Source organism: Streptomyces sp. NPDC111744 (assembly GCF_055634995.1).
Genome location: NZ_JBVKCG010000041.1, coordinates 24,271 through 37,466, shown reverse-complemented (window position 1 = coordinate 37,466; position 13,196 = coordinate 24,271). Strand labels below are relative to the sequence as shown.

Below are 13,196 nucleotides of genomic sequence, written 5' to 3'. Positions count from 1 at the left end.
ATTCCGAACCCGGAAGCTAAGCCTTACAGCGCCGATGGTACTGCAGGGGGGACCCTGTGGGAGAGTAGGACACCGCCGAACAAATATTGAGAAAGAGCCCCACACCTCACGGTGTGGGGCTCTTTCGCGTTTATAAAGGTTTCAGGATGCGTGGAGTAATTGGCAGGCCCAACGGGCGGGCCCACCTCGATATTTTCCGCCCACGGAGCTTCAGAGACGACCCGCCGCTTTCAAGGCCAGATATGCATCGGCCAATGCGGGTGCGAGATCTTCAGGCGTCGCGTCCACAACCGTCACTCCATGCCGACGGAGTTGTTCCGCCGTGCGGTGCCGTTCGCTCTGCGCCTGTGCTGCTGCCGCCGCCTCGTACACCGCGTCGGTGTTTCCGCGTCCCGTCGCCATGCGGGCGACATGCGGGTCGGCCACCGAAGCGAGCAGGACCGTGTGGCGCTGGGTCAGTTGAGAGAGCACGGGAAGCAGGCCCTGTTCGACGGGGGCTGCGTCGAGCGTCGTCAGGAGGACGATCAGGGAACGGCGCGGAGCCGTACGGAGCACCGTGGCCGTGAGGCCGCGCGCGTCCGTTTCCACGAGCTCGGGCTCCAACGTGGCCATCGCGTTGACCAGGGACGGGAGGACGTCTCCCGCCGCGCGGCCCTGGACGAGGGCGCGGACTCGGCGGTCGTAGGCGAGGAGATCCACGCGGTCGCCCGCGCGTGAGGCGAGGGCGGCTAGGAGGAGTGCCGCGTCCATCGAGGCGTCCAGGCGTGGGGCGTCGCCGACGCGGCCGGCGGAGGTACGGCCGGTGTCGAGGACCAGGAGGATGTGCCGGTCGCGTTCGGGACGCCAGGTGCGTACGGCGACCGCCGACTGCCGTGCCGTGGCGCGCCAGTCGATGGAGCGGGTGTCGTCGCCCGGAACGTATTCGCGCAGACTGTCGAATTCGGTGCCCTCGCCGCGGGTCAGGACGCTGGTGCGGCCGTCGAGCTCACGCAATCGGGCGAGTTTCGACGGCAGGTGCTTGCGGCTGGTGAACGGGGGCAAGACACGTACAGTCCAGGGCACTTTGTGGCCGCCCTGGCGGGAGAACAGGCCGAGGGGGCCGTAGGAGCGGATCGTGAGGCGGTCTGCTTGGCGGTCACCGCGGCGGGTGGGGCGCAGGCGAGTCGTCAGGCGTCGGCGTTCGCCCGGTGGGACGGTGAGGCGGTGGCGCGAAGCCTCGATCTCCGTGCCGGGTTGCCAGCTGCTGGGCGGCCAGCCGTCCCTGAGCCGGGCCCGGAGCGTGCGTCCGGACGGGTTGGTCACGGTCAGGGTGACGTCGGCGGTCTCCCCTAGGCGCGCGGACGCGTCACCGGAGCGGGTCAGCACGAGGCGTCGTACCGGAGCCGCCAGGGCGACGTCGCAGGCGCAGGCCAGGGCGAGTGGACCGTTGACGGCGAGGAGGCCCGTCCAACTCGGTTCCCAGATGCCGATGGGGATCGATCCGATTGCCGCGAGGAGCGCGGCGCGTCCGGTGAGGGGCATCAGCGGGGGACCGGGACGTGGGCGAGGATCGCGTTGATGAGCGAGTCGGCGGTCACGCCCTCCATCTCGGCCTCGGGGCGGAGCTGGACGCGGTGGCGGAGGGTGGGCAGGGCGAGGGCCTTGACGTCGTCAGGGGTGACGTAGTCGCGGCCGGTCAGCCAGGCCCATGCGCGCGAGGTGGCGAGGAGGGCGGTGGCGCCTCGCGGGGAGACGCCGAGGGTGAGGGACGGCGACTCGCGGGTGGCGCGACAGATGTCGACCACGTAGGCGGTGATCTCGGGGGAGATGGTCGTCTTGGCGACCGCGGCGCGGGCGGCTTCGAGGTCGGCGGGCCCGGCCACGGGGCGTACGCCGGCGGCGCGCAGGTCGCGCGGGTTGAAGCCCTCGGCATGTCGGGTGAGGACGTCGATCTCGTCCTGGCGGGAGGGGAGAGGGATTGTCAGTTTGAGGAGGAAGCGGTCGAGTTGGGCTTCGGGGAGGGGGTACGTGCCCTCGTATTCGACCGGGTTCTGGGTCGCGGCGACCAGGAACGGGTCGGGGAGCGGGCGCGGTGTGCCGTCGACCGTGACCTGGCGTTCCTCCATGGCTTCAAGGAGGGACGACTGTGTCTTGGGCGGGGTGCGGTTGATCTCGTCCGCGAGGAGGAGGTTGGTGAAGACCGGGCCGCGCTGGAAGGAGAACTCGGCGGTGCGGGTGTCGTAGACGAGGGAGCCCGTGACGTCGCTCGGCATGAGGTCGGGGGTGAACTGGACGCGCTTGGTCTCCAGTTCGAGCGCGGAGGCGAGGGCGCGAACGAGCAACGTTTTGGCGACTCCGGGGACTCCTTCAAGTAGCACGTGTCCGCGGCAGAGGAGAGCGACGACGAGGCCGGTCACGGCGGGGTCCTGGCCGACCACGGCTTTGGCGATCTCGGCGCGCAGGGCCTCCAGGGAGGCCCGGGCGTCGGCCGGGTTCCCGGTGTTCCCGGCGTTGTCAGTGGTCGGGTCCATCATGGACGGCGTACCTCTCTTTCGAGGGCGTCGAGTTGGTCGGTGAGGGCGATGAGGGCCGCGTCGTCGCCGGGCGGCGGTCCGAAGAGGAGGGAGTGCAGGGCCTGGCCGTCGCCGTGGAGGTGGGCGGACAGGGCGGGGAGCAGGGCCTCGGGTGCGTGCGCCTGGGAGACGGGGACGCCGACGAGGGGGGCGAGGCGGGTGCGAGCGGTGGAGCGAAGAGCGGCGGCTGCGCGGTCGCGGGCGTTGGCTTTGCGGTAGAGGCGGGCGCGGCCTTCGACGGTTTCGGAGGCGCGGATCGCCACGGGAAGTTTCTCGGGCACCAGGGGGCCGAGTCGGCGTGCCCGCCAGAAGGCGGCGAGGGCTGCGGCGACGAAGAGCTGAAGCGTGCCCCAGAGCCACCCGGAGGGGAGCAGGTCGAACAAGGACTTCTGGTCGCCCGTGCCGGCGGCCGAGGAGTCGGAGAGCGAGGGGAGGTACCAGACCAGATGGTGGCGGGAGCCCAGGAGCTGAAGGGCGAGCGAGGCGTTGCCCTGCTCGTCGAGACGGTCGTTGAGCAGGATGTCGGGCGCGCCGAGGACGACTGTGTCGCCGCCTTTGGAGGCCGCGGGGACGCGGATCAGCGTGGCCAGACGCTGGCTGGGGTAGCAGGAGTCGGCGTCGAGGTGGGTGGTGGTGTAGCGAATGCCACCGGTGTCGGCGCTGCCCGCGCGGCGGGCCTCGGCCAGGCTGCAGTGGGGGGCGAGCGTGGACTTCAGGCTGGTGGCGGGGTCGGCGGTGACGCCGGGGGCGAGCCGCTCGACGGAGGTGCTGCCGGCGGCGACCAGGATCGTGCGGCCGCCCGATCCGGCGGTCGATGCCCGCAGCTGGGACTGCTGGCGCGGGGTGAGCAGGTCGGGGACGGCGACGAGCAGGGTGGTGTCCCGACCAGCCGCGGCCCGAGCCTCGGCCAGGGTGGTGACCACGCGGGTGGACACGCCCCGGTCGGCGAGGAGTTCGGCGACGGCCCGGCTGCCGTAGGGGTCGGCGGAGCGGGGGTCGAGGTCGCCGTGTCTGCTGTCGGAGCGGACGACGGCGATGGCGACGGCGCCGGCCAGGAGGAGCACCACGGCGAGGGCGATGCCCCGGGTCCGGGTCCACACCTGGCGGACGGTGGGCGCGGTGGAGGTGGGCGGAAGGGCTACGCCGGTGGTCATTCGGCGGCTCCCTGGCGGGTGTTGTGGGCCGTGCTCGCCGTGCTCCGGGTGCTGCTGGCGAGCATCGGTTTGGTGCGTTCCAGGTCGCGGTCGAGTTCGGCGATGCGCTCGTACGACGCCTGGGCCGCCCTGCGGCCGCCGTACGTCACGTCGTCGAACTCCCGGGCGGCGGAGCGCAGCCGGTCCGTGTGGGCGGGCAGGACGCGGCCGGCTTCGGCGGCGGCCTCGTCGGCGGTGCGGCCCGGGCGGATGTCGAGCAGGGCGCGTTCCTCCAGGGCGCGGACGACGGCGCGCATGCGTTCCTGGAGTGCCTGGTTCCAGTGGCCCTGGGCGGCGTGTGCCTCGGCGGCCGCGCGGTGTTCGGCGGCGCTGCGGGGGCGGTCGTCGAACAGGGCGGCGGCGGAGGCGGGTTGGCGGCGTGGGGAGCCCAGGCGCCACCACCAAGCGCCCAGGACGGCGACGACGGCCACCACCACGACGACGAGGCCCAGCGTGCCTCCGGGTGTCGCGGACGCGGCGGCGGAGAGCAGGCGGTCGACCCAGTCCAGGACTGCGTTCAGGGCACGCTGGAACAGCCCGGGGTCGTTCTCGTGGTACATCCGCTTGGACAGCTCACGCCGTGCCGCCTCCCGTGCGGGGTCGCGCGGGATTGTCACGGGCGGTTCGTCGCCCGAGCCGGCCAGCGACACCAAGGCCGTCTCCCGGGCTCGCAGCAGGCCGTGTACGGCCTCGTCGGCGACGCGTGGCAGGGCCGCGGGCAGTGCTGTGAGGACTCCCCCCGTCGGGCTCACCGCATCAGCTCCCCGGGACGGTGCCGGGGGTGCCGGCGCCGTAGCTCTCGACACCGGCTGCGCGGGCCAGTTCGAGGTCGAGCGCCTCGCGGCGGATGCGCTGGTCGATGTAGAGGAGCACGGTGACGCCCGCGTTGATCGGGAAGGTGAGCATGGAGGCGATCACCGAGCCGATGCCGCTGACGATGAGGAACGTCCAGCCGACGTTGGCGTTGGTGCTCTCGAGGAAGCCGGTGAAGCCGTTGCCGCTGAGGAAGGCGGCGACTACGGCGAAGGGGATCACGGCGATCGAGGAGACGACGTTGGCGATGATCGTTGCCAGGATCTGGATGCCGAAGACCCGCCACCAGGAGCCCCTGACAAGTTTGGCGGAGCGCCCCAGCGACTTCGTGATGCTCTGCTTCTCCAGCATCAGGGCGGGGGAGGCCAGGGAGAGGCGGATCATCAGCCACAGGGTGACGACGGCGCCCGCGAGGATGCCCAGGATGAGCAGTGCGGCTATGGCGGCGCCCGGGCCGCCGGCGATCGCGACGACGATGCCGGGCAGTGCGCCGACGAGCAGGACGCCGACCGCGATGAGCCCCATCAGGACGATGAGACCGAACAGCTTGATGACCTGTGGGCGGGCGTCGCGCCAGGCCTCGCCGGTGGTCACGGACCTGCCGAGCACGGCGCGGCTGGTGACGGTGGTCAGCAGGGCGGTCGCGATGATGGTGCCGACCAGCGAGATCAGCAGGACGGCGCCCGAGCTGAGCACGACCTCGCCCGCGGCGCGGGACACCTCGCTCAGGGAGGCGCTCGGGTCGTTGAGGGCGTCGGTGGTCGCGGTGTCGTTCAGGACGAGGCCCTGGAGGAGGATCACCGCGACCTGGGTGACGACGGCGACGGTCAGCGAGATGCCGAGAACCGTGCGCCAGTAGGTGCGCATGGTGGAGACGGCGCCGTCGAGGATCTCGCCGACGCCGAGCGGGCGCAGCGGGATCACGCCGGGCTTGGCGGCGGGCGGGGGACCTCCCCAGCCGCCGCCCCAGGCTCCGTAACCGCCGGGCGGGCCGTAGCCCCCCGGGCCGCCGTAGCCACCGGGCCCTCCGGGGCCGCCGAAGCCTCCGCTGTATCCGCCGCCGGGGGGCCGGCCGCCCCAGCCGGGGCCGGGAGGTGGGGGCGGCGGTGCCTGGCCTGGTGCCGGGGCGCCCGTGGGCGCGGACCACTGGCCGGGCGGTGGCTGCTCCGTGGACCACTTCGAGCCGGCGCCCTGTGGGTCCGCACCCGGCTGATCGGAGGGCTGATCGGCAGGCCCTGCGGGGACGGGGCGGTCGGCAGGGGCGGACGCGCCGGGTTCCCGCCCGTCGGACGGGGCGGATCCGGGCGAGGCCCAGCCCGGAGTGTCGTTCATCGAAGCTCCTTCACGGTGCCCGTCCGCGGTCGCGGTGGCAGGTTGGCTGCCATCGTGCCATGGGGCGGTCGCCCAGTGACCTGCCGCGGTACAGGCTCCGTACCTTCAATTGTCCGCCGGATACGGGGCAGACTGACCGCATGGCTGATCAGTACGCGCAAACCGGCGAGGACAAGCGGCCGACGGGGATGCCAGTGATCCAGTGGGAGGAGCCGCCCGAAGGGCCGGTTGTGGTCCTTCTCGACCAGACCAGACTGCCGGCCGAGGAGGTCGAGCTGGTGTGCACCGATGCGTCGGCGCTGGTGGAGGCGATCCGTACGCTCGCGGTGCGTGGGGCACCGCTGCTCGGGATAGCGGGGGCGTACGGCGTCGCACTCGCCGCCGCGCGGGGTTTCGACGTGGACGACGCCGCGGCGGCGCTGGCGGGTGCCCGGCCCACGGCCGTGAATCTTTCCGTCGGGGTGCGCAGGGCCGCTTCGGCGTACCGGTCCGCTCTGGCCAAGGGCGGTGACACCGGGGCGGCGGCCGCGGCGGCGCTGGATGCGGCGCGGGCGCTGCACCGGGAGGATGCCGAGGCCAGCGCCCGGATGGCCGGGCACGGGCTGGCGCTGCTGGAAGAGTTGCTGCCGGCCGGAGGGCACCGGATCCTCACCCACTGCAACACCGGTTCGCTGGTGTCGGGAGGGGAGGGAACGGCGTTCGCGGTGGCCCTCCGGGCGCACCGGGCGGGGCGGCTCAGGCGGCTCTGGGTGGACGAAACGCGTCCGTTGCTGCAAGGTGCTCGCCTGACGGCATACGAGGCGGCTCGCAGCGGCATGGCGTACACCTTGCTCACCGACAACGCGGCCGGTTCGCTGTTCGCGGCGGGGGAGGTGGACGCGGTGCTGATCGGGGCGGACCGGATCGCGGCCGACGGTTCGGTGGCGAACAAGGTGGGGAGCTATCCGCTCGCGGTGCTCGCGCGGTACCACCATGTGCCGTTCATCGTGGTGGCGCCGGTGACGACGGTGGATCCGGAGACGCCGGACGGGGCCTCCATCGAGATCGAACAGCGCCCCGGATATGAGGTGACCGAGATCACAGCACCGCAGGTGCCGGTGACGGGAGCGGGAGGCGGGATTCCGGTGGCACCCCTGGGGACACAGGCGTACAACCCGGCGTTCGACGTGACGCCGCCCGAGCTGGTGACGGCGATCGTCACCGAGGAAGGCGCCGTTTCGCCCGTGACGGCTGAGGCTCTTGCCGAGCTGTGTGCCAGGTCACGCCAGGTAACGATTAGCTAATGGGATGATGTCGTTTATGAAGGGACGAGTCCTTGTCGTCGACGACGACACCGCACTGGCCGAGATGCTCGGCATTGTGCTGCGTGGTGAAGGTTTTGAGCCGTCTTTCGTAGCCGACGGCGACAAGGCGCTGGCCGCTTTCCGTGAGACCAAGCCCGATCTGGTGCTGCTGGACCTGATGCTGCCCGGTCGGGACGGTATCGAGGTGTGCCGTCTGATCAGGGCGGAGTCCGGGGTGCCGATCGTGATGCTCACAGCGAAGAGCGACACCGTCGACGTGGTCGTGGGCCTGGAGTCGGGCGCGGACGACTACATCGTGAAGCCGTTCAAGCCGAAGGAGCTGGTCGCCCGGATCCGGGCCCGGCTGCGGAGGTCGGAGGAGCCGGCGCCGGAGCAGCTCAGCATAGGTGACCTGGTCATCGACGTGGCCGGGCATTCGGTGAAGCGGGACGGGCAGTCGATCGCGCTGACCCCGCTGGAGTTCGACCTGCTGGTCGCGCTTGCCCGCAAGCCGTGGCAGGTGTTCACGCGTGAGGTTCTCCTGGAGCAGGTCTGGGGCTACCGGCACGCGGCGGACACCCGTCTCGTCAACGTTCACGTCCAGCGGCTGCGCTCCAAGGTCGAGAAGGACCCGGAGCGGCCGGAGATCGTGGTGACCGTCCGTGGTGTCGGATACAAGGCCGGGCCGAGCTGACATGTCCGGTGACAGCGCCGCTTCGGCCCCCGGCCGGTCCGGGGACCGCCCGGGGCGGCCTGTCGGCGGAAAGCGGCCCGGTTCGCGCCGGCGGCTGCTCTTCGAGGGCGGACTGCTCCAAGGCGGGGTTCAGGGCAGCCCGGTCCTGCGGCTGTTCATGCGCTGGGTGCGGCGACCGCTGCTGCCGGTCATGCGGCTGTGGCGGCGCAACATCCAGCTCAAGGTCGTCGTCACGACCCTGCTGATGTCGCTGGGCGTCGTTCTGCTGCTCGGATTCGTCGTCATCGGGCAGGTGCGCAACGGCCTGCTGGACGCCAAGGTGAAGGCCTCGCAGAGCCAGGCCACCGGCGGTTTCGCGGTGGCCAAGCAGAAGGCCGACGAGGCCGCGACCGGCACCGGTGACACCTCCGCGTCCGCGGACGGACGGCAGTCGCAGAACGTCATCCAGTGGATGAGCGACCTCGTGGAGTCCCTCTCCAGCGGCGGTCAGGGTGCCTTCGACGTGGTGACGCTGCCCGCCGGCGACAACAGCGGTGGCGGGCGTGGACCGCGCGCCTCGGGTCAGGTCGATCCGACGTCCAGCGTGCCCGACGACCTGCGCACGCGGATCAACGGCGGTACGACGGCCGCGCAGACCTACACGCGCATCGTCTACAAGGACAGCGACAAGGAGTCGCAGCCCGCGCTGGTCATCGGCAAGCAGGTCAACGACCCGAACGGCGATCCGTACGAGCTGTACTACCTCTTCCCGCTCACCCAGGAGGAGAAGTCGCTCAGCCTGGTCAAGGGCACGCTCGCGACCGCCGGTCTCTTCGTCGTCGTACTGCTCGGGGCCATCGCCTGGCTGGTGGTGCGGCAGGTGGTCACGCCCGTGCGGATGGCGGCCGGGATCGCCGAGCGGCTGTCCGCCGGGCGGCTCCTGGAGCGGATGAAGGTCACCGGCGAGGACGACATCGCGCGGCTCGGCGAGGCCTTCAACAAGATGGCGCAGAACCTCCAGTTGAAGATCCAGCAGCTGGAGGACCTGTCGCGGATGCAGCGCCGGTTCGTGTCGGACGTCTCGCACGAGCTGCGTACGCCGTTGACGACCGTGCGGATGGCGGCCGACGTCATCCATGAGGCGCGTGAGGACTTCGACCCGGTGACCGCGCGGTCCGCGGAACTCCTCGCCGACCAGCTGGACCGGTTCGAGTCACTGCTCGCCGATCTGCTGGAGATCAGCCGCTTCGACGCGGGCGCGGCGGCGCTGGAGGCCGAGCCGATAGACCTCAGGGAGGTCGTACGGCGGGTGGTCAGCGGGGCGGCGCCGCTCGCGGAGCGCAAGGGCACGCACATACGCGTGCTCGGCGACCTGCAGCCCGTGGTGGCCGAGGCGGACGCCCGGCGCGTGGAGCGGGTGCTGCGCAACCTGGTCGTCAACGCCGTGGAGCACGGCGAGGGCAAGGATGTCGTCGTCAAGCTGGCTTCGGCCGGCGGGGCGGTCGCGATCGCGGTGCGCGACTACGGCGTCGGGCTCAAGCCCGGCGAGGCGACCCGGGTCTTCAGCCGCTTCTGGCGGGCGGACCCGGCACGCGCCCGTACCACCGGTGGTACGGGCCTGGGACTGTCGATCGCCCTGGAGGACGCGCGGCTGCACGGCGGCTGGCTGCAGGCGTGGGGGGAGCCGGGCGGCGGATCGCAGTTCCGGCTTACGCTGCCGAGGACCGCGGACGAGCCGCTGCGGGGCTCGCCGATACCTCTCGAACCCAAGGACTCCCGGCGCAACCGGGGGCTCAGTGACGCCGGTCTGCCGAGGGGCGGCGAGGACAAGCGGGCCACCGTGCCGGTGCAGTCCGGCGGTGGGCAGACGTCGCAGCTCGCTCCCATGGCACAGCGGATGGCCACTGCGGCCCCCACCGCCGACCCGACCGCGCTGCCCGGCAACGGCGCACGCGTGGTGCCCAGGCCCAGTGGCGGCGCTCGGCGCCAGGAGGGCATGCCCGGGACCGGGCCGGCTGACGACGGGAGCGTCGGCGGGCCGGACGAGTCGAACAAGCCAGGGGAGGCATTTCGTGGTCGCTGACCGCGAGGGGGGCGTCCGGCCCAGACCGGTGCGCGCGGTGGCGTACGCCGCCTGTGGGGCCGTACTGCTGGCGGGCTGTGCTTCCATGCCGGACAGCGGCGACCTGCGGGATGTCGAGTCCACGCCACGGCAGGACACGCAGGTGCGGGTGTTCGCCATGCCGCCGCAGCAGGACGCCTCCTCCACCGAGATCGTCCAGGGCTTCCTGGAGGCTCTGACCAGCGACGATCCGCGTTATGACACGGCGCGCAGGTATCTGACCACGGCCGCCGCGAAGACCTGGCAGCCGGAGTCGCAGGCCACGGTGCTGGCGAACGGGCCGAGTGTCCAGACCGACCCGCGCCCGATCGGCCGGGAGGACACGAACAGCATCACCTACTCGCTCCAGGGCAGCCGGGTGGCCACCGTCGACGCGCAACAGGCGTACACGCCCGCCGACGGGACGTACCGAAAGACGGTGCATCTGACGAAGGACACCAAGAGCGGGCAGTGGCGGATCGACTCGCTGCCGCAGGGTGTCGTGATGGGCAAGTCCGATTTCCAACGCAACTACACGTCCGTCAACAAGTACTACTTCGCCTCGGACACCTCGGCCGGGGAGACCGGGCAGCCGGTGGCGGTCGCCGATCCCGTCTTCGTGCGCAGCCGGGTGGATCCGACGACCCAGCTGGTGCGTTCGCTGCTCAACGGTCCGACCGCCTGGCTCGGCCCGGTGGTCCGGTCGAGTTTCCCGACCGGTACGGCGCTGAAGACGGGTGTCTCCGGGCTGACACCGGACGACCAGAACCGGCTCACCGTGCCGCTGAACGTCAGGGCGTCCCGGATCGGCCTGTCCAAGTGCACCGAGATGGCGACCCAGTTGCTGTTCACGCTGCGGAACCTGACACCCACCGTGGACTCGGTCGCGCTGCAGTCCGTCAACGGCGGCCGGATGTGTGACGTCACCGAGGACCAGGCCGAGGCCACCGCCTGGCGCCCTTCCGCGAAGCGGCCCGACTATCTGTACTTCCTCGACAGCAAGCATCGCCTGGTGCGGATGACGACCGGCGGTACCGGCACCAGCGCGGTCGCCGTACCCGGCCCGTTCGGCGCGGGGACCAGGCCGCTGCGGTCGGTGGCGGTCGCCCGTGACGAGCGGACCGCGGCCGGGGTCACCAGCGACGGCAAGACGCTGTACGTCACCTCGCTCACATCGGACGGTTCGCTGGGGGACGCGGTGCTGACCAGCCACGGTGCGACCGAGCACGACCGGCTGACGGCACCGAGCTGGGACGCCCGGGGCGACCTGTGGGTAGCCGACCGTGACCCCGGCAAGCCGCAGCTGTACATGCTTGCGCAGGGCGTCGGCCAGCCGCTCGCCGTGCAGATCCCCGAGCTGAACGGCCGTATCGAGGATGTGCGGGTCGCCGCCGACGGGGTGCGGATCGCGCTCGTCGTGGAGAAGGACGGCAAGCAGTCGCTGCTCGTGGGGCGGATCGAGCGCACCAAGTCCGATGAGCAGCAGGAGGTTTCGGTACTCGAACTGCGGTCCGCCACCCCCGGCTCCGAGGAGGTCACCGCGATGTCCTGGGCCGGGGACAGCCGGCTCGTGGTGGTCGGGCGCGAGCAGGGCGGAGTGCAGCAGACGCGGTACGTCCAGGTCGACGGCTCCACGCCGGACGGACCGGCCCCGGCGGCCCTCACGGGTGTCCTGGCGATCGCCGCGTCAGAGGACGACCGGGTGCCGCTGGTGGCCCGCTCGCAGGACGACGGGATCGTCCGGCTGCCGTCCGGGGCGCAGTGGCAGAAGGTGGTCAAGGACGGTTCGGCGCCGGTCTATCCGGGCTGAGCGCGGAGCACGGCGTAAGAGCGGCTGTCCCGGCCCGGCGCAGAGCCGGCGGGACGGCCGCTCTGTTGTGCGGGGCAACCGTGGTTTGCGCGTGTCAGGGCGACCGTTCTCGGGTGGAACACCGGTCTCCCTACCCAGGTGGGTGACGCGTTGTGCGTGTCCTCTGGAGTTGTCCACAGGCAGTTGTCCACAGGGGTGGCCGGTGCGGCCGGGCATTGGCACAGTGGGCACATGCGGGGGTGGTGGCAGGACCTCACCGACCTGGTGCTCCCGGCCGAGTGCGGAGGCTGCGGGAAGCCTCGCACGGTGCTCTGTGGCGAGTGCCGTGCCGCCCTGAGCGGGGACGCACCGCGCCGGGTGCGACCGGTGCCGGAGCCGTCCGGGCTGCCGGCGGTGTACGCGGCGGCGCCTTATGCGGACGAGGTACGGGCGGTTCTCCTCGCCCACAAGGAACGGGGCGCGCTGGCGCTCGCCGGAGCCCTGGGCGGGGCTCTGGCGGGAGCGGTGCGGGCCGGACTCGGGGAGGACCGGACGGCTCGCACGGCGCCGACCGCTCGCACGGCCCGGACCGTCAGGATCGTGGCGTCCTGGTCCGACGACGCGACGGTCGGTGTCGGTGTCGGTGTCGGCGGCGGTGCCCGGGGCGGGACCGGTGACGTGATGGCAGGTGACCGGAGCGGCGGTGCCCGTGCCTGCGGCCCCGTGCTTCTCGTGCCGGTGCCCTCCGCGCCGTGGGCCGTGCGGGCACGGGGACACGATCCGGTGCGGCGGATCGCCCTCGCGGCGGCCACGGAGCTGCGGCGCACCGGGGCCGCGGCCCGGGTGGCCCCGGTGCTGCGGCAGCGGAGGGCCGTGGCCGACCAGTCGGGCCTCAACTCCCGACAGCGGTTGGCGAATATCGACGGCGCGCTGGAGGTGCCGGCGGGCGGTGCCCGGCTGCTCGCGGGCGGCCGCGTCGTCCTCGTCGACGACCTCGTCACGACCGGCGCCACCCTTGCGGAGGCGGCGCGTGCGGTACGGGAGGCGACGGGGTCCGGAGGGGCAGGAGAGGAGACAACGGCTGTGTATCGGCGCGCGGCCTGGGAAGGAAGTGAGGAACGGACGGCCGGACCGAGGGAAGAACGAGCGAAGTGGACACGGGACGCACCGGGAATGGCCGAGGGGAACGCCCTCGCGTGGCCGATCCGTGCGGCTGTGGTCGCGGCCGCACCGGATTCTTTCGAAATGAACCGGAACTGACTGCCAACGTGCGTCGTTGCAGGTAGTGACTGGGTCAATTCACCTGGATGGAGGTACGCATCAGTAGAGGGTGACGACATCCGTCCGGGCGAGATATGTTCGGTTGTGAGGGAGAAAGCCGCAGGCCACCCCTCCCATATCCGAATGCCGTGCCGCGGGTTTTCCGTAATCATCGCGGTGCTGGGGTGCAGATCTTGCCC

General features: G+C 71.7%; 10 protein-coding genes and 1 rRNA gene. 6 read left to right on the top strand and 5 right to left on the bottom strand.

What is annotated here, in order from left to right; genetic code table 11:
* A 5S ribosomal RNA gene (rrf, locus tag ACZ7OO_RS42000) occupies positions 1–81 on the top strand; the annotation flags it as partial.
* A gap of 129 nt (positions 82–210) precedes the next feature.
* On the opposite strand, the gene ACZ7OO_RS41995 is transcribed toward rrf, so the two are convergent.
* From ACZ7OO_RS41995 to ACZ7OO_RS41975, 5 genes are read right to left on the bottom strand one after another with little or no spacing between them, the layout of a single operon-like run.
* Positions 211–1,521, bottom strand: coding sequence for a DUF58 domain-containing protein (locus ACZ7OO_RS41995; protein WP_471512673.1), 1,311 nt, complete (start codon positions 1,519–1,521; stop codon positions 211–213).
* The gene (locus tag ACZ7OO_RS41990) at positions 1,521–2,510 is read right to left on the bottom strand and encodes an AAA family ATPase (protein ID WP_471512672.1); all 990 of its coding nucleotides are present in this window, start codon (positions 2,508–2,510) and stop codon (positions 1,521–1,523) included. Before ACZ7OO_RS41990 ends, ACZ7OO_RS41995 begins: the two co-directional genes overlap by 1 nt.
* Positions 2,510–3,706, bottom strand: a complete 1,197-nt coding sequence (locus tag ACZ7OO_RS41985) for a DUF4350 domain-containing protein (protein ID WP_471512671.1) — start codon at positions 3,704–3,706, stop codon at positions 2,510–2,512. Before ACZ7OO_RS41985 ends, ACZ7OO_RS41990 begins: the two co-directional genes overlap by 1 nt.
* Positions 3,703–4,497 (bottom strand): DUF4129 domain-containing protein, encoded by a 795-nt coding sequence (locus ACZ7OO_RS41980; RefSeq protein ID WP_471512670.1) that lies wholly within the window; start codon positions 4,495–4,497, stop codon positions 3,703–3,705. Before ACZ7OO_RS41980 ends, ACZ7OO_RS41985 begins: the two co-directional genes overlap by 4 nt.
* A 4-nt stretch (positions 4,498–4,501) precedes the next feature.
* A complete protein-coding gene (locus ACZ7OO_RS41975) occupies positions 4,502–5,890 on the bottom strand; it encodes a DUF7847 domain-containing protein (protein ID WP_471512669.1) in 1,389 nt (462 codons plus the stop codon).
* A gap of 140 nt (positions 5,891–6,030) precedes the next feature.
* Here ACZ7OO_RS41975 and mtnA point away from each other — a divergent pair, with 140 nt between their 5' ends.
* The 5 genes from mtnA to ACZ7OO_RS41950 all read left to right on the top strand — a co-directional run bounded on the left by mtnA (position 6,031) and on the right by ACZ7OO_RS41950 (position 12,996).
* Positions 6,031–7,173 carry an S-methyl-5-thioribose-1-phosphate isomerase gene (gene mtnA / locus ACZ7OO_RS41970; RefSeq protein WP_471512674.1) on the top strand — a complete coding sequence of 381 codons (1,143 nt, stop codon included), beginning with the start codon at positions 6,031–6,033 and terminating at the stop codon, positions 7,171–7,173.
* A 4-nt stretch (positions 7,174–7,177) separates the two neighbouring features.
* Positions 7,178–7,867 carry a two-component system response regulator MtrA gene (mtrA, locus tag ACZ7OO_RS41965; protein WP_382919006.1) on the top strand — a complete coding sequence of 230 codons (690 nt, stop codon included), beginning with the start codon at positions 7,178–7,180 and terminating at the stop codon, positions 7,865–7,867.
* A 1-nt stretch (position 7,868) separates the two neighbouring features.
* On the top strand, positions 7,869–9,929 hold the full coding sequence (gene mtrB, locus ACZ7OO_RS41960; RefSeq protein ID WP_471512668.1) for an MtrAB system histidine kinase MtrB: 2,061 nt from the start codon (positions 7,869–7,871) through the stop codon (positions 9,927–9,929).
* Positions 9,919–11,757, top strand: a complete 1,839-nt coding sequence (locus ACZ7OO_RS41955) for an LpqB family beta-propeller domain-containing protein (RefSeq protein ID WP_471512667.1) — start codon at positions 9,919–9,921, stop codon at positions 11,755–11,757. The genes mtrB and ACZ7OO_RS41955 overlap by 11 nt, the downstream gene beginning before the upstream one ends.
* A gap of 231 nt (positions 11,758–11,988) precedes the next feature.
* Positions 11,989–12,996: a ComF family protein gene (locus ACZ7OO_RS41950; protein ID WP_471512666.1), complete on the top strand. Its 1,008-nt coding sequence runs from the start codon at positions 11,989–11,991 to the stop codon at positions 12,994–12,996.
* Positions 12,997–13,196 lie beyond the last annotated feature (200 nt).

What these genes read in the sequence shown, in the direction of transcription:
- ACZ7OO_RS41995 (WP_471512673.1), bottom strand. Translation starts at nt 1,521, where the DNA reads ATGCCCCTCACCGGACGCGCCGCGCTCCTCGCGGCAATCGGATCGATC.
- ACZ7OO_RS41990 (WP_471512672.1), bottom strand. Translation starts at nt 2,510, where the DNA reads ATGGACCCGACCACTGACAACGCCGGGAACACCGGGAACCCGGCCGAC.
- ACZ7OO_RS41985 (WP_471512671.1), bottom strand. Translation starts at nt 3,706, where the DNA reads ATGACCACCGGCGTAGCCCTTCCGCCCACCTCCACCGCGCCCACCGTC.
- ACZ7OO_RS41975 (WP_471512669.1), bottom strand. Translation starts at nt 5,890, where the DNA reads ATGAACGACACTCCGGGCTGGGCCTCGCCCGGATCCGCCCCGTCCGAC.
- mtnA (WP_471512674.1), top strand. Translation starts at nt 6,031, where the DNA reads ATGGCTGATCAGTACGCGCAAACCGGCGAGGACAAGCGGCCGACGGGG.
- mtrA (WP_382919006.1), top strand. Translation starts at nt 7,178, where the DNA reads ATGATGTCGTTTATGAAGGGACGAGTCCTTGTCGTCGACGACGACACC.
- mtrB (WP_471512668.1), top strand. Translation starts at nt 7,869, where the DNA reads ATGTCCGGTGACAGCGCCGCTTCGGCCCCCGGCCGGTCCGGGGACCGC.
- ACZ7OO_RS41950 (WP_471512666.1), top strand. Translation starts at nt 11,989, where the DNA reads ATGCGGGGGTGGTGGCAGGACCTCACCGACCTGGTGCTCCCGGCCGAG.